General features: G+C 66.7%; 18 protein-coding genes and 1 riboswitch. Of the genes, 11 read left to right on the forward strand and 7 right to left on the reverse strand.

From position 1 onward, the window contains the following. The 5 genes from QMZ25_RS08945 to thiC all read right to left on the reverse strand — a co-directional run. Positions 1 to 1,672, reverse strand: a 1,672-nt coding sequence (locus QMZ25_RS08945) for a TonB-dependent receptor plug domain-containing protein (protein WP_283219483.1), incomplete at its 3' end; no start/stop codon positions are given. A 49-nt stretch (positions 1,673 to 1,721) separates the two neighbouring features. Then, positions 1,722 to 2,621 (reverse strand): helix-turn-helix transcriptional regulator, encoded by a 900-nt coding sequence (locus tag QMZ25_RS08950; protein WP_053519175.1) that lies wholly within the window; start codon positions 2,619 to 2,621, stop codon positions 1,722 to 1,724. 114 nt (positions 2,622 to 2,735) lie between these two features. Next, positions 2,736 to 5,048 carry a winged helix-turn-helix domain-containing protein gene (locus QMZ25_RS08955; RefSeq protein WP_283219484.1) on the reverse strand — a complete coding sequence of 771 codons (2,313 nt, stop codon included), beginning with the start codon at positions 5,046 to 5,048 and terminating at the stop codon, positions 2,736 to 2,738. A 260-nt stretch (positions 5,049 to 5,308) separates the two neighbouring features. Then, the gene (locus QMZ25_RS08960) at positions 5,309 to 5,980 is read right to left on the reverse strand and encodes an ion channel (protein WP_053519170.1); all 672 of its coding nucleotides are present in this window, start codon (positions 5,978 to 5,980) and stop codon (positions 5,309 to 5,311) included. 97 nt (positions 5,981 to 6,077) lie between these two features. Further along, positions 6,078 to 7,922: a phosphomethylpyrimidine synthase ThiC gene (gene thiC / locus QMZ25_RS08965; RefSeq protein ID WP_128990693.1), complete on the reverse strand. Its 1,845-nt coding sequence runs from the start codon at positions 7,920 to 7,922 to the stop codon at positions 6,078 to 6,080. Between the two features lie 82 nt (positions 7,923 to 8,004). After that, positions 8,005 to 8,105: riboswitch (TPP riboswitch) on the reverse strand. Positions 8,106 to 8,349: 244 nt separating this feature from the next. Between thiC and QMZ25_RS08970 the strand changes: the two genes are divergently transcribed. Continuing rightward, entirely contained in the window at positions 8,350 to 9,927 is a 1,578-nt protein-coding gene (locus QMZ25_RS08970; RefSeq protein WP_053519166.1) for a BCCT family transporter, read from the forward strand. A 344-nt stretch (positions 9,928 to 10,271) separates the two neighbouring features. Here the strand turns inward: QMZ25_RS08970 and ggt are convergent, their stop codons facing one another. Further along, on the reverse strand, positions 10,272 to 11,990 hold the full coding sequence (gene ggt, locus QMZ25_RS08975) for a gamma-glutamyltransferase (protein ID WP_053520297.1): 1,719 nt from the start codon (positions 11,988 to 11,990) through the stop codon (positions 10,272 to 10,274). Positions 11,991 to 12,686: 696 nt separating this feature from the next. Here ggt and ilvC point away from each other — a divergent pair. The 9 genes from ilvC to leuB all read left to right on the forward strand — a co-directional run bounded on the left by ilvC (position 12,687) and on the right by leuB (position 22,348). Further along, positions 12,687 to 13,661, forward strand: a complete 975-nt coding sequence (ilvC, locus tag QMZ25_RS08980) for a ketol-acid reductoisomerase (RefSeq protein ID WP_283219485.1) — start codon at positions 12,687 to 12,689, stop codon at positions 13,659 to 13,661. Between the two features lie 37 nt (positions 13,662 to 13,698). Further along, positions 13,699 to 15,435 carry an acetolactate synthase 2 catalytic subunit gene (gene ilvG, locus QMZ25_RS08985; RefSeq protein ID WP_283219486.1) on the forward strand — a complete coding sequence of 579 codons (1,737 nt, stop codon included), beginning with the start codon at positions 13,699 to 13,701 and terminating at the stop codon, positions 15,433 to 15,435. Next, the gene (locus tag QMZ25_RS08990; RefSeq protein WP_053520294.1) at positions 15,419 to 15,682 is read left to right on the forward strand and encodes an ACT domain-containing protein; all 264 of its coding nucleotides are present in this window, start codon (positions 15,419 to 15,421) and stop codon (positions 15,680 to 15,682) included. The genes ilvG and QMZ25_RS08990 overlap by 17 nt, the downstream gene beginning before the upstream one ends. A gap of 96 nt (positions 15,683 to 15,778) precedes the next feature. Then, positions 15,779 to 16,870, forward strand: coding sequence for a threonine dehydratase (locus tag QMZ25_RS08995; protein WP_277381072.1), 1,092 nt, complete (start codon positions 15,779 to 15,781; stop codon positions 16,868 to 16,870). Further along, on the forward strand, positions 16,867 to 18,453 hold the full coding sequence (locus QMZ25_RS09000) for a 2-isopropylmalate synthase (protein WP_065181712.1): 1,587 nt from the start codon (positions 16,867 to 16,869) through the stop codon (positions 18,451 to 18,453). The genes QMZ25_RS08995 and QMZ25_RS09000 overlap by 4 nt, the downstream gene beginning before the upstream one ends. 10 nt (positions 18,454 to 18,463) lie before the next feature. Further along, entirely contained in the window at positions 18,464 to 19,240 is a 777-nt protein-coding gene (locus QMZ25_RS09005) for a class I SAM-dependent methyltransferase (protein WP_283219487.1), read from the forward strand. A 60-nt stretch (positions 19,241 to 19,300) separates the two neighbouring features. Continuing rightward, positions 19,301 to 20,719 (forward strand): 3-isopropylmalate dehydratase large subunit, encoded by a 1,419-nt coding sequence (gene leuC, locus QMZ25_RS09010; protein WP_065181714.1) that lies wholly within the window; start codon positions 19,301 to 19,303, stop codon positions 20,717 to 20,719. After that, positions 20,719 to 21,297 (forward strand): 3-isopropylmalate dehydratase small subunit, encoded by a 579-nt coding sequence (gene leuD, locus QMZ25_RS09015; RefSeq protein WP_053520097.1) that lies wholly within the window; start codon positions 20,719 to 20,721, stop codon positions 21,295 to 21,297. Before leuC ends, leuD begins: the two co-directional genes overlap by 1 nt. Beyond that, positions 21,287 to 22,348: a 3-isopropylmalate dehydrogenase gene (gene leuB / locus QMZ25_RS09020; RefSeq protein ID WP_164152806.1), complete on the forward strand. Its 1,062-nt coding sequence runs from the start codon at positions 21,287 to 21,289 to the stop codon at positions 22,346 to 22,348. The genes leuD and leuB overlap by 11 nt, the downstream gene beginning before the upstream one ends. A gap of 112 nt (positions 22,349 to 22,460) precedes the next feature. Here the strand turns inward: leuB and QMZ25_RS09025 are convergent, their stop codons facing one another. Continuing rightward, positions 22,461 to 23,234: an SDR family oxidoreductase gene (locus QMZ25_RS09025; protein ID WP_053520099.1), complete on the reverse strand. Its 774-nt coding sequence runs from the start codon at positions 23,232 to 23,234 to the stop codon at positions 22,461 to 22,463. Positions 23,235 to 23,351: 117 nt separating this feature from the next. Between QMZ25_RS09025 and QMZ25_RS09030 the strand changes: the two genes are divergently transcribed. Further along, complete coding sequence (locus QMZ25_RS09030) at positions 23,352 to 24,257, forward strand: LysR family transcriptional regulator (protein WP_164152808.1); 906 nt, start codon at positions 23,352 to 23,354, stop codon at positions 24,255 to 24,257. Positions 24,258 to 24,273: the final 16 nt, after the last annotated feature.

Raw genomic sequence — 24,273 nt, forward strand, 5'->3', positions numbered from 1 at the left:
GCGCGCCCAGGCCGGTGGACTGGCCCGACTGTGCGAAGGCGTCCGGCGAGAAGCGGCCTTCTTCCTTGCGGTGCTCGACGCCCACGGCGAAGCCCAGGTCACCGGCCGGCAGGGTCACGATCGAACCCGACAGGTTGGCGGTGAAGCTGGTGGTCTTGGTCAGACCGGTATCGGTGAAGTACGGGAACAGGAAGTCCTGGGTGGCCTGGTCGGCCAGCGAACCGGCACCGGCAACGCCGAACGGCAGCAGCGGGTTCCACGGACGGCAGCCGCTGGTGGCGAGCGGATCGGACATGCTGGTGCCGCAGCGGGCGACGCCATCAGCACCGATGAACGAAGCGCCCAGCGCCTGTTCCGATGCGATCAGGCTCATGTCGCCGTGACCACGCTTGGTGGTTTCGTTGCGGTTCCACAGCGCGCCGACGTCCCAGTCGAAGGTCTTGCCGGCGAAGTCGAAGAAGCCGCTGATGCTCGGGGCGAAGCGCAGGGTCTTGACCTGGCTTTCGGTGGTGCGCGGCACTTCCCACAGACGGCGGCGGAAGGTCAGGTCTTCACCGGTCGGGTTGAACGCGCTGTCGGCCGACAGCGGGGTGTCGAAGGATGCCGACTGGTACGGATAGCCTGCGATCTGCTGGGTGGTGTTGCGCTCGTTGTAGAGCACGTCAGCGTTGAACGAGATCGCGTCGGTGAAGTCGTAGTTGCCGTTGACGTACAGCGACTTACGCTCGATACCGGTCTGCACCATCATCTGCTCGTTGGCATTGACGGCGTCAGCGGAGGTTTCCAGACGGTAGTCGGCGCGGTTGGCGGGGTTGCCGCCATCACGCAGGGTGTACCAGCGCTGGTCGCTCGGGCCGACATAGCCCGGCTCGCCCTGCTTCAGGTTCGGGGTGACGCACGGGTCGCAGAAGCCACCCTTCTGGTTGATCGGGCTGGCGCCCGAACCCGGGTAGTTCGGGCCGGCGTTGCCGTCACGGCTGAACCAACGGTCCTTCGCCCACACCGGATCCTGCTTGGAGTACTCGGCGGACAGGGTGACACCGCCGCGCTCGCCCATGCTGCCGAGGGTGAACGAATAGGTTTCGGTGTCGCCGTCGCCCTTGCCGTACTGACCGACATAGACGCTGGCTTCAGCGCCGTCGAAGCGCTTGCGGGTGATCACGTTGACCACGGCCGCGATGGCGTCCGAACCGTAGATGGCCGAGGCGCCGTCCTTCAGGATCTCGATGCGCTCGATGGCGGCCATCGGGATCTGGCTCAGATCCTGGTAGCCGGCGGTGGTCGCGCCCAGGCGCTTGCCGTTCATCAGCACCAGGGTGCGCTGCGCGCCCAGGTTGCGGATGTCGACGTAGTAGCCACCGACGTTTTCGCCCGAAGCCAGCGACTCCGACCGGGAGATGGCCGGGGAGCCGGCCGAGGTCAGGTTCTGCAGGACGTCGGCAACCGAGGTGTAGCCCTGCTTTTCCAGGTTCTCACGGCTCAGGGTGACGATCGGCTGCTGGGTTTCAACGGCAGCGCCGCGGATGCGCGAGCCGGTGACCGAAATGCGGTCCAGGTCGGTGGTGCCCTTTGCTTCCGGTGCTTCCTGTGCGGAAGCGAAGGCGGGCGCCAGCGCCAGCGCAATGCCGGCCGGCAGCAGGCCGAACCGCACTGCGGGGTTACGAACGTTCATCAATCTCTCCAAGGTACGTGTTAGCAGCGTGTTAAAACACCCCAGCACGTTACGATTGCGTTGCAGCGCTGTATTTGCGCGAACCAACCAGAGACTTTGCGGATTGTGGCGGGAGCAAGCCGCCGTTTTCCCTGAAGCGCGAAGCGGACTGCCCGTAGCGGGCGCGGAACGCCCGGGCGAAGCTGCAGCAGTTGTCGAAACCACTGGCCGCGGCGACCTCTCCCACCATCATGTCGGTGTCGCGCAGCAGGTCGGCGGCGCGCTCCAGGCGCAGCCGTGCCGAAAGCGACTGCGGGCTTTCTTCATACAGGCTCTGGAACGTCTTGGAGAGATACCAGCTGGAGAAGTTGGTCAGCTCGGCCAGTTCGCCGATGCGTACGACGCGGTGGCTGTTGCCTTCCAGATAGAGGCGGGCGCGCTGCATGCGACCGAACACCTGGCGCTTGCGGCTGCGCGAACGGCCAGGGCAGCGCTGCACGTTGTCGGCCAATCCACGCTGCAGGCCGGCCAGATGCAGCAGCAGCGGGCGCAGGTGCTGCGCCGGGTGGCCACTGGCCAAGGCATCACGCCACAGGCGCAGCGCGACGCGAGCGTCACTGCGGCCCATCCGGCCGCGGCCCGCGTACAGGCCGCAGTCGGCCATCTCCGCCAGCACACGCAGCGCTTCCACGTTCAGGTTCAGGCCGATGCACAGCCCGTTGCGCCCTGCCTGCACCAGCGGGCGCGATTCCTTCTCGAACGCGATCCATTCGCCGTGGCGCAGGCGGAAGCGCCCCTCCTTGGCCTCCACCCAGGAGCTGCCGCGCACCTGCATCCACACGGTGAAGCTGCTGCCCGCGGTCTGCAGGCTGCCGAGCCGGGCCACGCCCAGGCAGGTCGGCACGACGTCATCGAGTGCCTTGTCCAGGGAGACGGATTGGCCACGATCGGCCAGTGAGAGTTGACGCATGGTGCACCACGGATTTGCCAAGTACAGGCCTCCGTTTTGCCCAATCAGGCGGCACCGCGTCAGGAAAGACCGACGAGATCGCCACGAATTCGCGGCGAGATCCCGACGAAAAAATTACGAAGGCCCATTTCCCTTGAACATCAACATCTTGGAGAAGGCCGGGAACAGCGCTGGCGCCTTTTCGGGCAGCCGCATCACGCCGATGTCGGCGCCATCACTGACTGCCAGAGCGACAAACAGGGCCGTCCCGTCTGCGCTGGCGCTGAGTCCGTTGCTCGCGCTCAAGCGCTGCGCGTCCAGGCAGCGCCCGGCATCCTCCTGCCCGGCGGCGATGCGGACGAGGATGGTGCTGCAGCGGGTGGAACTGCCGAGATAGCCGATGCTGTCGTGGCCGGCAATCGTCCACGAGCGGTAGCGCCAGCGGCTGGGTTTGTCCTCGCTGATCTGCCGCACGCTGTCCGGGGACAGCGCCGCGTCCGCCGCCCACAACCCCTCCGCCGCCAGGCGGGTGAACAGCACCCGACGGCCTGCGCGGTCAAAGCGGACCTGGGAGACGCCGTCGATGCTCGCCAGCCGCCGCCAGGGTTGGGTGCTGCGATCGAACAGACTGAGCCGCGTACGCTGGTCGGCATCACGTTCGACCACCAGCAGCTGCTCGGGCGTGGCGCCATACAGCGCCTGCAGCGGCTGTTCGGCGGGCACGGGCAGCGGTTGCAGACGCTCGTCGCGGGGTGCGATCTCGTAGACCACCGCGCGACCGTGTGCATCGCGCCCAACCACCAGAAGTTGCCGGCTGTCGGCCGACCAATCGGGGGCCTGCCGTGCTTCCGGGCGCAGGCCCTCGATCGGCCGCAGCGAATCGGGGCGTTGCATGTCCGCCCACCAGAGAGCGAAGCTGCCCGAGCGGTCAGAGGTGAATACCAGCTGGCGACCGTCCGGTGCTGCCATCGGTTGACCGTCGCGGCCGCTGGACGCAAACAGGCGCTCCGGTTCACCGCCCTGCATCGGCACCTTGAACACGCCGAACTGTGCACGGCGATGGACGAAGGCCAGCATGCCGCCATGCCGCGATACCGCCGGCCACTGCGCGTCGTCCAGTCCGGCATCACGCAGCGTGCGCCGCTCGATGTCGAGGTAATAGAGCCGCACCTCGCTGTCGACCCGGCGGCCGAACACGATGGTGCGGCCGTCGCCAAGCCAGGCCCATCCGCGCAGCTCGGCCGACTCGCTGGTCAGCTGCTCCGGCGTGCCACCCGCGGCAGGAACCCGCCACAGGTCGCCCATCTGCGGGTTGCGCACGAACACCAGCCATTTGCCGTCCGGCGAATAGCGCGGCGCGTAATCGAAATCGTCCTGATCGACGGCGTACTGCAGCGGCTGCCACTGTCCGCTGGCCAGATCGAGTACTCGGATACCGCGGTGGGCATAGCGGCCCACCATGCTGCCGAATACCAGGCCGCGCCCGTCGGGTGTCCAGTCGAAGCTGAGCAGCTCGGTGCCATCGCAGCGCGTGGCCTGGCGCAACGCGCCGCCGGTCGCACTGGCGATCAGCACCTGACAACCCCCATCGGCGGAGAAGCGGGCAAAGGCGATGTCGCGTCCATCCGGCGACCAGTTCGGGAAGCGATCAACCGCACCCTCAGGAGGAACAAGCAGCTGCCGCGCCGGCGCGTTGCCGGACGTCTGTACCTTGATCGCACCGCCGCCCAGGCCATCCTCGCTGGCACCTTCGTAGGCCACCTGCGAACCATCCGGCGACAGCGTGGGATAGGTTTCGAAGCCTGCGGTGGCGGTGATCAGCCGATAGGGCCGCTGCGGGCTGCCGATCACCCGCGTGCCGTTCTCCACCGCCGCCTCCACCGGAGAGCTGGCCGGCGCACGGCGCAGCAGCAGGACCGTCATCACCAGCAGTGCGGCCAGCATCAACAGGCCCAGCACCAGCAACAATCGACGTCGCAGGTAGCGCCAGCGACGGCGTCGCATGTCCTCCGGGGCTGGCGTGTGCACTTCCACGACCGCGTTGGAATCGCCAGCCGCGCCTTCGGCATCGACCGCCAGTTCCGCTTCGGGCTCGGGCATGGCCTGCACCGGCACGCGCAGGCGGTAGCCGGTCTTGGCGATCGTCTCGATATACGCCTGGCCGTTGTCATCGTCGTTGGCGAAGGCTTTGCGCAGCTGGGTGACCGCCTGCGTCAGCACATCGTTGGTGGGCAGCGTATCGGGCCACACCTCGGCGAACAGTTCTTCGCGGGTGACCACGCGCCCGGGTTGCCGCAGCAGCACACGCAGCACGCCCAGCGCCTTCGGCGTCAGCCGGCGCGGGCGACGCGCGCCGGCAACTTCGACCTCTCGCGAGGACAAAGTGACGACACATTCGCCAATCCGGATCCGATCAGATTCGGTGGGCTGGATTTCGCTGCGGTTCATTTTTTGCTAAACAGTAGAGACAGTTTCCGGGCAGTGTTCGCCTTCGATACCGTCCCCAACGGGGAACAGCGAAAAGCCAGACTCCGCACAAAGCATCGGCGCATACCGCAAAAACAATGGAGCGCGCGAATACTAGCCTATGCCGGTTACCTCGCCTATCGCGTGGTCGACATCAGGCTCTCTCTCGCCGACGCATTCACATAACTTCGCACCATCATTCGCGCCCTTTCGGGCGCGAAATTTTTATCTGCCATTCATTTTCAGAACCGCCGCAGCATGGTCAATCCGACCAGCCGCGAAACCACCAAAGCCACGTACATCACGCCTGAGAACTGCTCCAGCATGACCAGTGCGCGTGCCTGCGGATGCAGCGGCACGACATCGCTGAGGCCGACCCCGGACAGCAAGCTGAAGCTCAGATAAAGCAGCTCCATCCAGCTTCGCTGAGGTCCCTCGCTGCTGCCCTGGAAACTGCCCGGATACCACTGTTGGCACACCCCAAATGCGAAGGCGAATGCCCACGCGAGCAAGGTGAAGGTGGCGCCGGCGGCGAACAGTTCGTCGCGGGTGACTTTGTGGTCCTGCAGCATGTAGGCGATCAGGGCGCCGGCCGTATAGAAGTAGAGCAGGCTCTCCAGCAGCTGCGCGGTGGTCACCAGCGCGGCGCGGTCCAGCAGCGCGCCGGCGATGGAGAACACCACCGCCGGAATCGCCAGCAGCAGTGCCAGCCATGTACCCAACGGGCTGCGCTGGACCACCCACAACGCCAGGCCCAGCACCGCCATTCCAAACATGCCCAATGCGGCGCGGCCGGCGGCCGTGTCGTCCAGCGCGGGATACAGCATCACCGCCAGCAGCTGCGCGCCCAGCAGCCACGCGGACGGATGGCGGCGGGCGATGGCCAGCCAGCGGGTGGTCACGGCAACAGGCATGGCGTCCCTTCCCCGGAAAGATGGGCGGAGGATAACGGGATGCGCGTGAGGCGCGCGATGCAGCGCCGCCGGGGCACGCCCGGCGACGCCAGTCCGATCAGCCCTGCTGGTAGACCTCCGCGCCCGCAGCGCGGAACTGCTCGGACTTCTCCTTCATTCCGGCCTCGGCGTACTCGCGCACGTCCTGGGTGATCTTCATCGAGCAGAAGTGCGGCCCGCACATCGAGCAGAAGTGCGCCAGCTTGTGCGCGTCCTTGGGCAGCGTCTCGTCATGGAATTCCTTTGCCTTCTCCGGGTCCAGCCCGAGGTGGAACTGGTCTTCCCAACGGAACTCGAAGCGCGCCTTGCTCAATGCGTTGTCGCGGACCTGCGCGCCCGGATGCCCCTTGGCCAGGTCGGCCGCATGTGCGGCGATGCGATAGGCCATGATGCCGTCGCGCACATCCTGGCGGTTGGGCAGGCCAAGGTGTTCCTTCGGCGTCACGTAGCAGAGCATCGCGGTGCCGAACCAACCGATCATCGCTGCGCCGATGGCACTGGTGATGTGGTCATAGCCGGGCGCGATGTCCGTGGTCAGCGGCCCCAGCGTATAGAACGGAGCCTCACCACATTCGCGCAGCTGCTTGTCCATGTTTTCCTTGATCAGCTGCATCGGCACGTGCCCGGGACCTTCGATCATCGTCTGCACATCATGCTTCCATGCGATCTTCGTCAGCTCGCCCAGCGTTTCCAGCTCGCCGAACTGCGCCGCGTCGTTGGCGTCTGCGATGCAGCCCGGGCGCAGCCCATCGCCCAGCGAGAAGGTCACGTCGTAGGCCTTCATGATTTCGCAGATGTCCTCGAAGTGCGTGTAGAGGAAATTCTCCTTGTGATGGGCCAGGCACCACTTGGCCATGATCGAGCCGCCGCGACTGACGATGCCGGTCACCCGCTTGGCGGTCAGCGGCACGTAGCGCAGCAGCACGCCGGCATGGATGGTGAAGTAGTCCACGCCCTGTTCGGCCTGTTCGATCAACGTGTCGCGGAAGATCTCCCAGGTCAGTGCCTCGGCACGGCCATCGACCTTCTCCAGGGCCTGATAGATCGGCACCGTGCCGATCGCCACCGGCGAGTTGCGGATGATCCACTCGCGGGTCTCGTGGATGTGCTTTCCGGTGGACAGGTCCATCACCGTATCGCCCCCCCAGCGGATCGCCCACACCAGCTTCTCCACTTCCTCGGCAATGCCGGATGACACCGCGCTGTTGCCGATGTTGGCGTTGATCTTGGTCAGGAAGTTGCGGCCGATGATCATCGGCTCGCTTTCCGGATGGTTGATGTTGTTGGGCAGCACCGCCCGGCCACGGGCGATTTCGTCGCGGACGAACTCCGGGGTGATGATCTTCTGGATGGATGCGCCGAAGGCTTCGCCCGGATGCTGCTGCAGCAGGCCTGCATCGCGGATCGCGTCCAGCCGCTGGTTCTCGCGGATGGCGACGAATTCCATCTCCGGCGTGATGATGCCGCGGCGCGCATAGTGCATCTGGGTGACATTGCCGCCCGCACGGGCGCGGCGCGGCAGGCTGCGGGCCGGGAAACGCACCGCATCGAGCTTCGGGTCGTGCTCGCGGTCGCGGCCGAAGGAAGAGCTCAAGCCATCAAGCTGTTCGGTGTCACCCCGCGCTTCGACCCAGGCACGGCGCAGGGCCGGCAAGCCCGCGGACAGGTCGATGCGCACGTCAGGATCGGTGTAGGGACCGGAGGTGTCATACACCGTGACCGGCGCGTTCTCTTCGCCGCCGAACAGGGTCGGCGTGCGGCTCAGTGCGATCTCGCGCATCGGCACGCGCAGGTCCGGGCGCGAGCCGGTGACATGGATCTTGCGCGAGCCGGGAATCGGCCGGGTCACGGATTCGGAGAGTTGCTGGGCCTGTTGCTGCAGGGCGGAGAGCTGTGCGTTCATCGGGCATCGTCCAGGAGGGTCAGGGACGAAGCGGCGGCGCACTGCCCCCGCACGCGGACGGTCCTTGGGCGGCGTCCGGGTTCGGTTGCATTGCAAAGCTTCCCTACGCCGGTATGAGCCGGATCAGGTTCCAAGGGACTGTCTCAACCGTGGCCGATGGCCGCGGTACCCCCGCTTCTTGCCGGCATTAGACCATAGAACCCCTGCAACAGGGCCAACCGACAGGGCGGCTGCGCGTCACCCGACATTGATGAATTAACGCAACCATGACGTCGCGTTCAGTAACGTGCACGCGCATCGTGTCGCTGCGACCGATGACACATCGCCGCCATCGCGGCCTCTGCCCGGCTCGCGCTCGAGTGCCGCCGGCCCCTCGCTGCAAGCATTTGCTCGCTCCCTCAATCCCTTTGATCGGAGAAGCTCCTTCATGGTGTTTCGCGTTTCCATCGCACTGGTCCTGTTGCTGGTGCTGCTTGCCGGCGTAGCACCCGGCCCCTTCAACGCCGTGGTGCAGAGCATCCTCGGCGAACTCATCCGCGGCATCGGCTGGCTGTACCTGCTGGTGGTGTTCCTGGCGCTGGTGTTCCTGATGTACCTGGCGTTCGGTCGCTTCGGCAACCTGCGCATCGGTGGCGAAGACGCCGAACCCGAATTCTCGCGGGCCAGCTGGATGTCGATGCTGTTCGCCGCCGGCATGGGCATCGGCCTGGTGTTCTGGGGGGCGGCCGAACCGATCTCCCATTTCAGCAAGCCGCCGGAAGGACTGGCACCGGAAAGCATGGACGCCGCACGTGCAGCGATGCGCTATGCGTTCTTCCACTGGGGCCTGCATCCGTGGGCGATCTACGCGCTGATCGGTCTGGCAATGGCGTGGTTCCAGTTCAACCGAAACGGCCGCGGGCTGGTCAGCGACATGCTGCAGCCGATCATCGGTCATCATCATCGGGGCTGGATCGGACGGATCGTCAACATTGCCGCGGTGGTGGCCACGGCGATCGGCGTGGCTACCACGCTGGGCTTCGGCACCATCCAGATCGCAGCCGGCATGCAGCGCGTGTTCGGCGTGCATGCCGGTGTGCCGCTGCAGCTGACCATCATCGCCGTCGCCTTCGTGTTGTACATGGCCTCCACCCTCAGCGGCGTGGAGCGCGGCGTGAAATGGCTGTCGAACTTCAACCTGGCACTGGCCGCCCTGCTGCTGGCACTGGTCCTGGTGCTCGGGCCGACCGGCGCGATCTTCAATACCTTCACCACGACGCTGGGGTCCTACCTGAACCAGCTGGTGACGATGAGCCTGCGCATGTCACCGTTCTCCTCCAGTACGTGGGTCGCCGACTGGACGATCTTCTACTGGGCCTGGTGGATTTCCTGGGCACCGTTCGTGGGTTCGTTCATCGCGCGCATCTCGCGTGGCCGCAGCGTGCGCGAGTTCGTGGTGGGCGTGGTACTGGCGCCGACGCTGCTGGGCTTCTTCTGGTTCTCGGTGTTCGGTGGCACCGCGATCTGGTCGCAGATCTTCGGCCATGCAGACCTGGTGCAGGCGCTGGGCAACGGCTACGAGACCGTACTGTTCACCCTGTTCGACAGCATGCCACTGCCATTGCTGCTGTCATGCATCGCGCTGGTTCTGCTGATGATCTTCTTCGTGACCTCGGCTGACTCGGCGGTGCTGGTGCTGGCCAGCATGTCCACCGACGAGGCAGGCGACCCGCCCGCCAAGCGCAAGCTGGCCTGGGGGGTGGGCATCGCGCTGATCGCAGGTGCGTTGCTGCTGGCCGGCGGCCTCGACGCGCTGCAGGGCATGATCACGATCTCGGCACTGCCATTCGCGCTGCTGATGGTGCTGGTGATGGTCTCGCTGTACCGGGTACTGGACCAGGAGTACACGCGGGAGCGGCGGCAGGCACAGCGCCAGCGGCACATGATCGATGCGTGGATCGCGCGCGAAATGGCGGCACAGGAAGAAACCCAGGCCGAAGCAGCGCGCGCGCAGGATTCGGATTGAGGGTGTTCGGCAGCCTGCGCCGGAAAAACACGAAGGGGTCGGATCCGTTTCCTCTGGAAAACGGATCCGACCCCAACCCACAGCGCGCGGCTGTTGCTGTTGCTGTTGCTTTTGATCTTCTTCTTTCTCTTCCGTGGCTGACGCGCACGGAAATTGTCGGGGGGCGTGCGGGTGGGGAAGGACGGGGGTGTCCGCGGCATGGATGCCGCGGCCAAGCCTACAAGGACGTATTAACGGCGTCCCCCGGCATTCACGGCGTCCCCCGGCATTCCCATCCGCACGCCCCAATCCATGATCGGCTCTGGCGATCAGCCGCGAGGGGGCTCAGCGCGGTGGCCGGGACCTCAATACCCCGCCGCCTGCCCATCCTTCCGACTCTCCGACGCGCCGTAGTACACGCCCGTGTCCGGATCCCGCATGATCGCCTGATACCCGCCGTACGGACCGTCGGCGAACACGATGCGATGCCCCTTGCGCATCAGCGCGCGCACCGTTTCGTACGGGAAGCCCGTCTCCAGGTTCACCTCCCCCCCATCGGTCATCGCCGTGGCCTGACCGGTCGGCTCCGTGGAACCTTCATGCTGGATACGCGGCGCATCTCCGGCCTCCTGCAGGTTCATGCCGAAGTCCACCAGGTTCATCACGATCTGCGCGTGGCCCTGCGGCTGCATCGCACCGCCCATCACGCCGAAACTGGCATAGGGCTTTCCATCCTTGGTGATGAACGCCGGAATGATGGTCTGGAACGGGCGCTTGCCCGGTGCGTAGCCATTCGGATGGTTCTTCTGCAGCACGAACATCTCGCCGCGGTCCTGCAGGATGAAACCGAGCCCCGGGGGCGCCATGCCGCTGCCCATCCCGCGGTAGTTCGACTGGATCAGCGACACCATCATGCCGTCAGCATCGGCCACGGTCATGTAGATCGTATCGCCCTCCTCCAGCTGCTTCGGCGTGCCCGGCTGCACTTCCTTCAACGCCTTGTCCATGGAAATCAGTGCACGCCGCTGCGCGGCATACTCCTTGGAAATCAGCTTCTGGACCGGTGCGGGCTGGAAGGCCATGTCGGCGTAGAAGCGCGCACGATCGGCGAAGGCCAGCTTCTTGGCCTCCACGAACAGATGCACGTGCTCGGGAGAGCCGAATGGAATCTTCGAGAAGTCGTAGCCTTCAAGTACGTTGAGAATCTGCAGCGCGGCGATGCCCTGGCTGTTCGGCGGCAACTCCCATACGTCGTAACCGCGATAGTTGCTGCTGACCGGCTCGACCCACTCGCCGTGGTGGTCGGCCATGTCCTGGTAGCTCAGGTAGCCACCATTGGCCTTGAAGTAATCGCCGATGGTGTGGGCGATCTCGCCCTTGTAGAAGGCATCCCGGCCGCCGTCGGCCACCTTCTGCAACGTATCGGCCAGGTTCGGGTTCTTCCACATCTCGCCCTTGCGCGGGGCATGCCCGTTGACCGTGAACTGTTCCTTGAAGCCGGGATACTGCGACAGCCGTGGCACGGAACGATCCCAGTAATAGGCGATCACCTCGGCCACCGGGTGGCCTTCGCGCGCGTAGCGGATGGCGGGCGCAAGATTGTCGGCCATGGGCTTGCGGCCAAAGCGGCCATGCAGGGCAAACCAGCCATCGACGGCACCCGGCACGGAGACCGGCAACGGCCCGGTCGCCGGGATCTCCTTCAGGCCGCGGCGCTGGAACTCGGCCAGGGTCAGCGACTTCGGCGAGCGGCCGGACCCGTTGTAGCCGTACAGCTTCTGTGTCTTCGGGTCCCAGACGATGGCGAACAGATCGCCACCGATGCCATTGCCGGTCGGCTCCATCAGGCCCAGCGCAGCATTGGCGGCGATGGCGGCATCGACCGCCGAGCCGCCGGATTTCATCACGTCCAGTGCGATCTGGGTAGCCAGTGGCTGCGAAGTGGCCGCCATGGCGTGAGGCGCGATGACTTCCGAGCGGGTGGCGAAGGTGTGGCCGGTGATGCGGTCGGCAGCGAGGGAAAGCGCGGGCATGGCCGCCAGGACGGCGGCAGCCAGCAGGGAACGGGCAAGGCGTCGGGACACAGTCGGGTTCCGATGGAAGGGTGGTAGCACCGATCATCGCCGCTGCGGCCTTCACGCGGTATCGGGCAGAGGTCATGGGGCGAGGCGGCCGCGGCGACCGCTGCCGGCACCGGGTCATGCCCGGCGGGCAGCCCCCCCGAAATCCGCGCAAAAACCTTGGTGAAAGGAGTGAATTCGGGTTCACCGAAACACTTTCAGCGGCAACCATCCTTGCGCCACAAGCGATTCCGCTGGACGCAGCGGAAAGTGCCTGGAATCACCCCGACAAGGGTTGACATCGTCAAAACAGCTGTGTTTCTCTCGATCACATGCTGCAACACAACACACCACCGCGAACCCACATCGAAGCCGCCGACATCGGCGCCGCGTCGCTGCGTTCGATTCTTGTGCTCGTACTTATTACCCAACCAACAGGTGCGGGACGAGCCAGCGTGTAAGCAGATAGAACACACCGGAACTCGATCAAAAACCCGCACCCGCCCAGGTGCGGGTTTTTTCATTTCAAGACCTGGTTTCAGACGCAACCACCATGACCACCGCCTTCTGCAAAACCCGGACCTGCTGCACCACGATGCCTCGTGGCGGCCGTTCCTGTGCGATGCGCGGCCCCTCCTCCACCGCTTTCCCCTGACCGGCCGGTACGTCGCTTCGACGACCGGCCGTTCTTTTTTCTTCCCACCGCAAGGAACCTCCCCCATGAGCACCAACGACCTGCCCCAGACCAAGATCGCCGTCATCGGCTACGGCAGCCAGGGCCGCGCCCACGCACTGAACCTGCGCGAATCCGGCTTCGATGTGGTGGTAGGCCTGCGGCCGGGCGGCCCGACCGAAGCCAAGGCCCACGCCGATGGCTTCACCGTCGTGGCTCCCGCCGATGCGGTGAAGGATGCCGACCTGGTCGCCGTGCTGACTCCGGACATGGTGCAGAAGAAGCTCTACAACGACGTGCTGGCGCCCAACATGAAGCAGGGCGCGTGCCTGCTGTTCGCCCACGGCCTCAATGTCCACTACGGCATGATCGAGCCGCGCGCCGACCTGGACGTGGTGCTGGTCGCACCGAAGGGCCCGGGCGCGCTGGTGCGTCGCGAGTACGAGATCGGCCGTGGCGTTCCGTGCATCTGGGCGGTCTACCAGGACACCAGCGGCCAGGCCGCGCAGCATGCGCAGGCCTATGCGACCGGTCTCGGTGGCGCCCGCGCCAATCTGATCCAGACCACCTTCAAGGAAGAAACCGAGACCGACCTGTTCGGTGAGCAGGCGGTGCTGTGCGGTGGCGCCTCGGCGCTGGTACAGGCCGGTTTCGAGACCCTGGTGGAAGCCGGCTACCAGCCCGAGATCGCCTATTACGAAGTGCTGCACGAACTGAAGCTGATCGTGGACCTGTTCTACGAAGGCGGCATCTCGCGCATGCTGGAATTCATCTCCGAAACCGCGCAGTACGGCGACTACGTCAGCGGCCCGCGGGTGATCGATGCCGGCACCAAGGAGCGCATGAAGGAAGTACTGAAGGACATCCAGGACGGCACCTTCACCAAGAACTGGGTGGCCGAGTACGAAGCGGGCCTGCCGAACTACAACCGGTTCAAGCAGGCCGACCTGGAGCATCCGATCGAGAAGGTAGGCAAGGAACTGCGCGCCAAGATGGTCTGGTTGCAAGGACAGGCCGCGTAACCACGCGGCCCTCCCCCACCCGCTTGCAAGGTCCCCCATGAACTCTTCCACACACCGCAGCGCGCCACCCAACGGGGCGCGCTGGCTGACCCAGGCACTGGAGGCCGAAGGCGTCCGCACGCTGTTCGGCTATCCCGGCGGCACCATCATGCCGTTCTACGACGCGCTGGTGGATTCGTCGTTGAAGCACATCCTGGTGCGGCACGAGCAGGGCGCGGCGCTGGCCGCCAACGGTTTCGCACGCGCCAGCGGCCAGGTGGGCGTCTGCGTGGCCACCTCCGGCCCCGGCGCATCGAACCTGGTCACCGGTATCGCCGATGCGATGCTGGACTCGGTGCCGATGGTCTGCATCACCGGCCAGGTCGGTACGCCCCTGCTGGGTACCGACGCCTTCCAGGAGCTGGATGTGTTCGGCCTGACCATGCCGATCGTCAAGCACAGCTGGCTGGTACGCAGCGTCGATGACCTGCCCCGCGTGGTCGCCGATGCCTTCCGCATTGCCCGCGAAGGACGTCCCGGCCCGGTGCTGATCGATCTGCCCAAGGACGTGCAGGTGGCCGATGCCAGTCACCTGCCGGTGCATGTGCCGAGCAGCGTTGAACCACCGCCGGCAGCCACCGACGACGCCATTGCCGCCGCCATCGCAGCGCTGGCGGCGGCGGAGAAGCCGGTGGTGTATGCCGGCGGTGGCATCGCACTGGGCGATGCAGTGCAGGACCTGCGCGATTTCGTCGAGGCCAGTGGCATTCCCACAGTGATGACCCTGCGTGGACTGGGTGCTCTGCCGGCACACCATCCGCAGTCGCTGGGCATGCTGGGCATGCACGGCACCCGCGCTGCCAACATGGCGGTGCAGGAAAGCGATCTGCTGCTGGTGCTGGGCGCACGGTTCGATGATCGCGCCACCGGCAAGCTGGCGGAGTTCGCTCCGTTCGCGCGCGTGGTCCATATCGATGCCGATGCGTACGAGATCTCCAAGCTGCGCAGCGCCGACGTCGCTGTGCCCGGCAATGTCGGCCACGCCATCCGTGCCCTGCATGCGGCCTTCCCCTCCCCCAGGGCCCATCAGGACGCATGGCGCAGCCGCTGTGCGCAGCATCGCGACCGCTTCGCCGCCCGCTACGATGCGCCAGGGCAGCACATCTACGCACCGGCGCTGCTGAAGCGCCTGAGCGAACTGGCACCCGCCGACACGGTGATTGCCTGCGACGTCGGCCAGCACCAGATGTGGGTGGCCCAGCATTGTCGTTTCAATCATCCGCGCAACCATCTAACCAGCGGCGCGCTGGGCACGATGGGCTTCGGCCTGCCGGCGGCGATGGGCGCGCAGCTTGCCTGCCCGGAGCGCGCCGTGGTGCTGGTGTCCGGCGATGGCAGCTTCATGATGAACGTGCAGGAGCTGGCGACCATCGCCCGGTGCCGGTTGCCGGTGAAGATCGTGCTGCTGGACAACAGCTCGCTGGGCATGGTCCGGCAGTGGCAGGAGCTGTTCTTCGCCGAGCGCTACAGCGAGATCGATCTGTCCGACAACCCGGATTTCGTCGCCCTGGCCCAGGTGTTCGGCATCGCCGCCAGCCGCATCGATTCGCGCGATGACGTCGAGGGTGGCCTGGCCGCGCTGCTGGCCGAGCCGGGCCCGGCGCTGCTGCACGTGGCCATCGACGCCCGCGCCAACGTGTGGCCGCTGGTGCCGCCGAACACCGCCAACAGCACCATGCTGGAAAGCAATCCAGCCCATGCCCGCCAGGAGACTCCCAATGCAATACCGGCTTGACCTGGTGCTGCAGCCGGCCGAAGGCGCGCTGCTGCGCGTGATCGGCATGGCCGAGCGCCGTGGCTTCGCGCCGCGTTCGATCAGCGGTGCTCCGGACGCCGCCGATGACGGACGCTGGCACCTGCAGCTGGTCGTGGACGGCCAGCGGCCGGCGGAGACGCTGTGCCGGCAGATCGAAAAGATCTACGACTGCGTATCGGTGGAGCTGACGCCGGTAGACAGCAGCATCGAAGGAGTATCGCAATGAACACCCGTACCGTTGTGACCACGGTGCCGGTACGGAGGCGTCTTCTTCGCCGCCCGTACCCGCATGCGGTGGTCGCGCACACCGCGCCGGTGGCCCATGCCGGCCGCTGATACCAGCAAGGAAAGTGATGTCGGCGACGTAAGCGTCGCCGATGTCCTGGCCGCGCAGGCGCGCCTGCGCCGCTTCCTGCCGCCCACCCCACTGCATCATGCCGAACGCTTCGGCACCTGGCTGAAGCTGGAGAATCTGCAGCGGACCGGCTCCTACAAGGTGCGCGGAGCGTTGAACGCCCTGCTGGCAGGCCGCGAGCGCGGTGACAGCCGCCCGGTGATCTGCGCCTCGGCAGGCAATCACGCCCAGGGCGTTGCCTGGGCCGCCTACCGGCTGGATGTCCCCGCGATCACCGTAATGCCGCACGGTGCACCGGCAACCAAGATCGCCGGTGTCGCCCACTGGGGTGCCACCGTACGCCAGCACGGCAGCAGTTATGACGAGGCCTGCGCCTTCGCCGTCGAACTGGCGCAGCGCCATGGCTATCGCTTCCTGTCCGCCTTCGACGACGCCGACGTGATCGCCGGCCAGGGGACGGTCGGCATCGAGCTGGCCGCGCACGCGCCGGACGTGGTGATCGTACCGATCGGCGGTGGCGGCCTGGCCGCCGGCGTCGCCCTGGCGCTCAAGTCGCAGGGCGTGCGCGTGATTGGTGCGCAGGTGGAAGGCGTGGACTCGATGGCCCGTGCGATCCAAGGCGATGTCCGCGAGATCGCCCCGGTGGCATCGCTGGCCGATGGCGTGCGGGTGAAGATCCCCGGCTTCCTGACCCGTCGCCTGTGCAGTTCGCTGCTGGACGACGTGGTGATCGTGCGCGAGGCCGAACTGCGTGAAACGCTGGTGCGGCTGGCACTGGAAGAACACATCATCGCCGAAGGCGCGGGCGCGCTGGCACTGGCTGCCGGTCGACGCATCGCCGGGCGCCGCAAGTGCGCCGTGGTCTCCGGCGGCAACATCGATGCCGGCGTGCTGGCCGGCCTGCTGACCGACATCCGCCCACGCCCGCCGCGCAAGCCGCGCCGGCGTCGCGCCGAGACGCCCCGCCCGCCGGCACGGACCGGCGTCACGCCCACCACCGCTGCCCCCCCTTCCCCCCTGCACGCCGTTGCACCTGTTGTCGAGGAGATCTCCCTGTGACCACCATCGAACGAATTACCACCCCGCGCATCCGCATCTTCGACACCACCCTGCGTGACGGCGAGCAGTCCCCCGGCTGCAGCATGAGCCCACCGCAGAAGCTGGTGATGGCGCGTGCGCTGGACGAACTGGGCGTGGACATCATCGAGACCGGCTTCCCGGCCAGCTCGCAGTCCGACCGCGAAGCGATGGCCCTGATCGGCCGCGAACTGCGCCGTCCGGGCCTGAGCCTGGCCGTGCTGTCGCGCTGCCTGCAGGCCGATATCGAGACCTCGGCACGTGCCCTGGAAGCTGCGGCCAACCCGCGCCTGCACGTGTTCCTGTCGACCAGCCCGCTGCACCGCGAGCACAAGCTGCGGATGACCCGCGAGCAGGTGCTGGAGTCGGTACGCAAGCATGTATCGCTGGCCCGTTCCTACATCGACGATGTCGAATTCTCGGCCGAAGATGCCACCCGCACCGAGCTGGACTACCTGATCGAGGTCTCGCGCGTGGCCATCGCCGCCGGCGCCACCACCATCAACCTGCCCGACACCGTCGGCTTCACCACGCCGGAGGAAATCCGCGCGATGTTCCAGCAGGTCATTGCCGGCGTGGCCGACGTGCCCAATGCCGCCAACGTGATCTTCAGCGCGCACTGCCACAACGACCTGGGACTGGCTGTGGCCAACTCCCTGGCCGCCATCGAGGGCGGCGCCCGCCAGGTCGAGTGCACCGTCAACGGCATCGGTGAACGCGCCGGCAACTGCTCACTGGAAGAAATCGCGATGGCGCTGAAGGTGCGCCAGGCCTTCTACGAGCAGGACACCGCGATCAACACCCCGCGCATCGTCGGCACCTCGCAGCTGCTGCAGCGCCTGGTCGGCATGCCGGTGCAGCGCAACAAGGCCATCGTCGGCGCCAATGCCTTCGCCCATGAATCGGGCATCCACCAGCATGGCATGCTGCGCCATCGCGGCACCTACGAAATCATGCGCCCGGAAGACGTGGGCTGGGAGGATTCGCAGATGGTGCTGGGCCGCCACAGTGGCCGCGCCGCCGTCGAAGCGCGCCTGCGTGCACTGGGCTTCTGGCTGGACGAAGAAGAGCTGAAGCTGGTGTTCGAACAGTTCAAGGGCCTGTGCGAGCAGCAGCGGGTGGTCACCGATGCCGACCTGCAGACCTTGATGCAGGGCGGCGCCAATGCACAGGGCTATCGCCTGGCCTCGATGACCATCAGCGATGTCGGCAGTCGCGCCAATGCACTGGTCGAGCTGTCCGACCCGGACGGCAACCGCGTGGCCGAGACCGCGCAGGGCGATGGCCCGGTGGATGCGCTGTTCGGCGCGTTGTCGGCCGCCACCGGCGTGCAGCTGATGCTCGACAGCTATCACGTGCACAGCGTCGGCATCGGTGCCGATGCACGCGGCGAGGCCAACCTGAGCGTGCGCCACGACGGCATCGAGTACGACGGCACCGGCACCAGCAAGGACATCATCGAAGCCTCTGCGCTGGCCTGGCTGGACGTTGCCAACCGGTTGCTGCGCCAACGCCAGGCTGCTGCCAGCAGCGTCAGCGAAACCGCCACCCCTGCCACCGCCTGAGAAACCTGACATGAGCGCCTTCGACACGACCACGGCCGCTACGGCAGGCCAGCAGTGGAACGCCCAGGACTACGCGATCGATGCCGGCTTCGTGCCGCTGCTCGGCGGCGCGGTGTCGCGCCTGCTCGACCCGCGCGCCGGTGAGCACATCCTCGATCTGGGCTGTGGCGATGGGGTGCTCAGCAGTGAACTGGCGTTGAGCGGTGCACGCATCCACGGCGTGGACGCGTCGCCGGAACTGGTGATCGCCGCGCGCGCGCGCGGCGTCGATGCGCAGGTGATGGACGGCCATGCCCTGTCCTTCGACAGCGCGTTCGACGCGGTGTTCAGCAACGCCGCGCTGCATTGGATGCGCCACCCCGACGCCGTGCTGGAAGGCGTGCGCCGTGCACTGCGTCCCGGCGGCCGCTTCGTGGCCGAGTTCGGTGGCCATGGCAACGTGGCGACCATCATCGCCGCGGTGCAGGCCGCACGTGCTGCGCATGGCCATGGCGCCAGCGGTTTCCAGTGGTATTTCCCGACCGCCGACGCCTATGCCGACCGCCTGCGCCAGCACGGCTTCCAGGTGCAGCTGATCGAATGCCTGCCGCGCCCCACCGCACTGCCGACCGGCGTGGCAGGATGGCTGCGGGTGTTCGCCGCACCACTGCTGGACGACCTGCCGGTCGAGGCCCGTGCCACCGTTCGCGAGGCCGCCGCGGCCCTGCTGGCCGACCTGCCCCGCGACGCGGCGGGCCAGCCGCTGGCTGACTACGTGCGCCTGCGCGTACTCGCGCGCCGCCGTTGACTTGACCCTTTCCCGTTATTTCCCGATGTTCGTTCAATCGTACTTCTGCCAGGCAACCGCATGACCTCCGCACCCCGCACCCTGTACGACAAACTGTGGGACGCCCACGTGGTCGTTCCCGAATCCGACAGCGCCCCTGCGGTGCTGTACATCGACCTGCACCTGATCCACGAGGTGACCTCGCCGCAGGCGTTCACCGAGCTGCGCGAACGCGGTCTCCGCCCACGCCGGCCGGACCGCACCAAGGCGACGATGGATCATTCCACGCCGACCCTGCCGGCCACCGCCGACGGCCGGCTGCCGTACGCCAGCGCCGCCTCCGAGGCGCAGGTCGCCACGCTTGCGCGCAACTGCAGCGAGCACGGCATCGAACTGTTCGACATGAGCTCGGACAACCGGGGCATCGTCCATGTCATCGCGCCCGAGCAGGGTTTCACCCAGCCCGGCATGACCATCGTCTGCGGCGACAGCCATACCTCCACCCATGGTGCGTTCGGCTCGCTGGCCTTCGGCATCGGCACCAGCGAAGTGGGTCATGTGCTGGCAACACAGTGCCTGCTGCAGCGGAAGGCGAAGACGCTGGCAATCACGGTCGACGGCCCCCTGGCGCCGGGCGTCGGCGCGAAGGACGTGGTCCTGCACATCATCGGTGTGATCGGCGTCAACGGCGGCACCGGCCATGTGATCGAGTTCCGTGGCAGCACCATCGAAGCGATGGACATGGAGCAGCGCATGACCCTGTGCAACATGTCCATCGAGGCCGGCGCGCGGGCGGGCATGGTGGCACCGGACCAGGTCACCTTCGATTTCGTCGCCAACACGCCACGCGGCCCCAAGGGCGCCGATTTCGAGGCGGCCGTGGCCCGTTGGCAGGAACTGCGCAGCGATGAAGGCGCGCGCTTCGACAGCGAAGTCCACATCGATGCAGCCGACATCCGTCCGACCCTGACCTGGGGCACGCATCCCGGCACCGCCATCGCGGTCGATGTGCCGATTCCTGCGGCCAACGACGCCGCCGCGCAGAAGGGCCTGGACTACATGCACTTCCAGGCCGGCCAAGCACTGGCCGGCACGCCGGTCGATGTCGTGTTCGTCGGTTCGTGCACCAACGGCCGCCTCAGCGACATGCGCGAAGTGGCACAGGTGCTGCGTGGCCGCCGCGTCGCCGAGCGCGTGCGCATGCTGGTGGTACCGGGCTCGGAGATCGTCAAGCGCCAGGCCGAAGCGGAGGGCATCGATGAGATCGTGCGTGCAGCCGGTGCCGAATGGCGCGAGCCGGGCTGCTCGATGTGCATCGCCATGAATGGTGATCTGGTCGCCCCCGGCCAACTGGCAGTGAGTACCAGCAACCGCAATTTCGAGGGCCGCCAGGGGCCGGGCTCGCGCACACTGCTGGCCTCGCCGATGAGCGCCGCCTGGGCGGCGGTGAAGGGCCACGTGGCCGATACCCGCGAACTGTTCGCGCAGGAGGTGGCGTAATGGCCGGTTTCCGCACCTTGACCTCGTCCAGCGTCGTGCTGCGCCAGACCAACATCGACACCGACCAGATCATTCCGGCCCGGTTCCTGTCCACCACCGAGCGTGCCGGACTGGGCCGCAACGCGTTCAATGACTGGCGCTGGCAGTCCGACGGTTCGCCGGTGGCCGATTTCGCCTTCAACCAGCCGCACAACGCCGGCCGCAGCATCCTGCTGGCGGGCCGCAACTTCGGCTGTGGTTCCTCGCGCGAGCACGCGCCGTGGGCGCTGACCGACCTGGGCCTGCGCGCCATCGTCAGCAGCGAGATCGCCGACATCTTCCGTGGCAACTCACTGAAGAACGGCCTGCTGCCGATCGTCCTGGACGAAGCCGACGTTCAGGCGCTGATGCAGCGCCCCGACGACGAACTGACCATCGACGTGGCGGCACGCGAGCTGCGTACGCCGGATGGCCGGGTCTACTCCTTCCCGCTGGATGGCTTCTCGCAGACCTGTCTGCTGGAAGGCGTCGATCAACTGGGTTATCTGCTGGGCCGCGTCCCTGACATCGAACGTTACGAGAGTGAGCATGCACGCTGAGATCGTTGTACTCCCCGGTGATGGCATCGGCCCGGAAGTGGCCGCCGCTGCGGTTGCGGTCCTGAAAGCCATCGGCGAACGCTTCAACCACACCTTCACGTTCAGCGAGCACGATATCGGTGGCATCGCCATCGATCGCCATGGCGAGCCCCTGCCCGCCGCCACCCTCGCCGCATGCCAGGCCGCGAATGCCGTGCTGCTGGGTGCAGTGGGTGGACCGAAGTGGTCCGACCCGAACGCCAAGGTGCGCCCCGAGCAGGGCCTGCTGGCGATCCGCAAGGCGCTGGGCCTGTACGCCAACCTGCGGCCGGTGCGTACCCATGATGCCGCCCTGGGGGCATCGCCGATCAAGGCCGAACTGCTCAAGGGCGTGGACTTCGTGGTGGTACGCGAACTGACCGGCGGCATCTACTTCGGCGACAAGACCCGCGATGCCGACAGCGCCAGCGACCTCTGCCGCTACACCGTGGCCGAAATCGAGCGCGTGCTGCGCAGCGCGTTCCGCCTGGCACAGCAGCGCCGAGGCAAGGTGACCTCGGTGGATAAGGCCAACGTGCTGGAGACGTCCCGCCTGTGGCGTGACGTCGCCGCCCGTATCGGCCGCGAGGAGTTCCCGGACGTCGCGCTGGAACACCAGCTGGTCGATTCGATGGCGATGCACCTGCTGGCCAAGCCACGCGAATACGACGTGATCGTGACCGAAAACATGTTCGGCGACATCCTCACCGACGAGGCCTCGATGCTGGCCGGTTCGCTGGGCCTGCTGCCGTCGGCATCACTGGGAGAACCGGGTGCGGTCGGCATCTACGAGCCGATCCACGGTTCGGCACCGGACATCGCCGGCAAGGGCATCGCCAACCCTTACGCGACGATCCTCAGCGCGGCCATGCTGCTGCGCCACTCGCTGGGCCTGGATGCCGAAGCGGCGGCGGTGGAGGCGGCCGTGCACGCGGTGCTGGATGATGGCGTGTTCACTGCTGATCTGGCTGCAAAGGGCCAGGCCGTGAGCACGACGGCGGCGACCGACGCCGTACTGGCGAAGCTGGGCTGACCCGCCGGGCGGCACCTGTAGCGTCGAGCCATGCCCGATGGCTGTTGCATGAGCCGGGCATGGCCCGGCGCCACAGGTGCAGTGCGGTGGAGCCGCGCCCAGCGTGGCCCGGTTACTTGGTGGTGTAGCCACCGTTGACCAGCACCGTCTGCCCGGTCATCCACCAGCCGTCGGTGACCAGGAAACGGATCCACGGCACGATATCGGCGATGTCGGTCAGACCGGTGCGGGTGAACGCGGACAGCGCCGCCGCGGTCTTGTGATACGCCTGCGCATCAGCACTCTCGGCAGGATAGAAGAACGGCGTGTCCATCGGCCCGGGACCGATCGCGGTCACCGAGATGCCCCGCTCGCCGAACTCCTTCGATGCCGCGCGGGTGAAGTGCTCCACCGGCGCCTTGGTGCCTGCATAGCTGGAGTAGAACGGCGTGTAGGCGCCCAGCAGCGACGTCACCAGGGTACAGATGCGGCCACCATCATTGACGTGACGGCCGGCCTCCTTGAGGAAGAAGAACGCCGCCTTGGCATTCACCGCGCTCATCTCGTCGTACTCCGCTTCGCTGATCTCCAGCAGCGGCTTCTTCAGGACCTTGCCGACGGTATTGATGGCGACATCGGGACGGCCGACGGCTGCGACAGCGTCGGCGAACAGGCGCTCCATGGCGGCAGCGGAGGTCAGGTCACCCTGCAGGGCCACGGCCTTGCTGCCCGCGGCCTGGACCGCCGCGACGGTCGCCTCGGCGTCGGCCTGGCTGGCATCGCTGTTGTAATGGATGACGATGGCCCCGGCGCCGTGGGCGGCGAAATCGCGGGCGAGCAGGCCACCGAGGTTCTTGGCACCGCCTGCGATCAGCACGGTCTTGCCCTTGAGGGAGTGGTCGGTCATGGCTTCGGTCTCGGAGTGGGGCTGTCCGGGATGGCAACCCTGCCCCGATGACGATATCGTGCGGAAAATGCGGATAAAGCCCGCAACATTGACTTAACTTTCCAGATCGAGCGAACAATGGATCGGATCGACCGCTTCCGCATCTTCAGCCGGGTGGTGGAGTGCGCCAGCTTCACCCGCGCCGCCGACCAGCTCGGACTGCCCCGTTCCACGGTATCGGCGGCGGTCGCCGAACTGGAGCAGCGGCTGGGTACGCGCCTGTTGCAACGCTCGACGCGACGCGTCTCCACCACCCACGATGGCGATGTGTTCCACGCCCGCTGCCTGCGCCTGATCGCCGAGGTCGAAGATGCCGAATCGCTGTTCCGTCAGGAGGACGCGCAGCCGGTCGGCCTGCTGAGGATCGACGTACCCAGCCGCATCGGCAGGCGCATCGTGGCGCCGGCGCTGCCTGACTTCTTCGCCCGTTACCCGCAGGTGGAGGTGGATCTGGGCATGACCGACCGCGCAGTGAACCTGATCGAGGAAGGCTGCGATGCGGTGTTGAGGGTCGGCCAGCTGGGCGATTCCAGCCTGGTTTCGCGCACGCTGGGCACGCTGGACTTCGTCAACGTGGCCGCGCCGTCCTACCTGCGCGCGTACGGCGTCCCGCAGCAACCGACGGACCTGCAGCAGCACCAGGCGGTGAACTACGCCTCGCCGACGACCGCGCGGGTGGAACCGTGGGAATGGCAGGACGGAACCCAGCTGCGCACGCTGCCCATGCAGGGTTGGGTGCGGGTGAACAGCGCCGAAGCCTCGATCGCCTGCTGCGTGGCCGGACTGGGACTGCTGCAGATTCCGCGCTATGACGTGCAGGACGAGCTGCAGTCCGGCACGTTGGTGGAAGTGATGCCACGACACGTCGCACAACCGTTGCCGGTGACCCTGCTGCAACCGCATCGGCAGCATCGGGCACAGCGCGTGCACGTATTCCTGGAGTGGCTGGTGCCACTGCTGCGGAGCGGCCTGCAACTGCAGTAGATCCACGCCATGCTCG

Origin of the sequence: Stenotrophomonas sp. RS-48 (genome assembly GCF_030053245.1) — a bacterium.
Taxonomy (GTDB): domain Bacteria; phylum Pseudomonadota; class Gammaproteobacteria; order Xanthomonadales; family Xanthomonadaceae; genus Stenotrophomonas; species Stenotrophomonas maltophilia_P.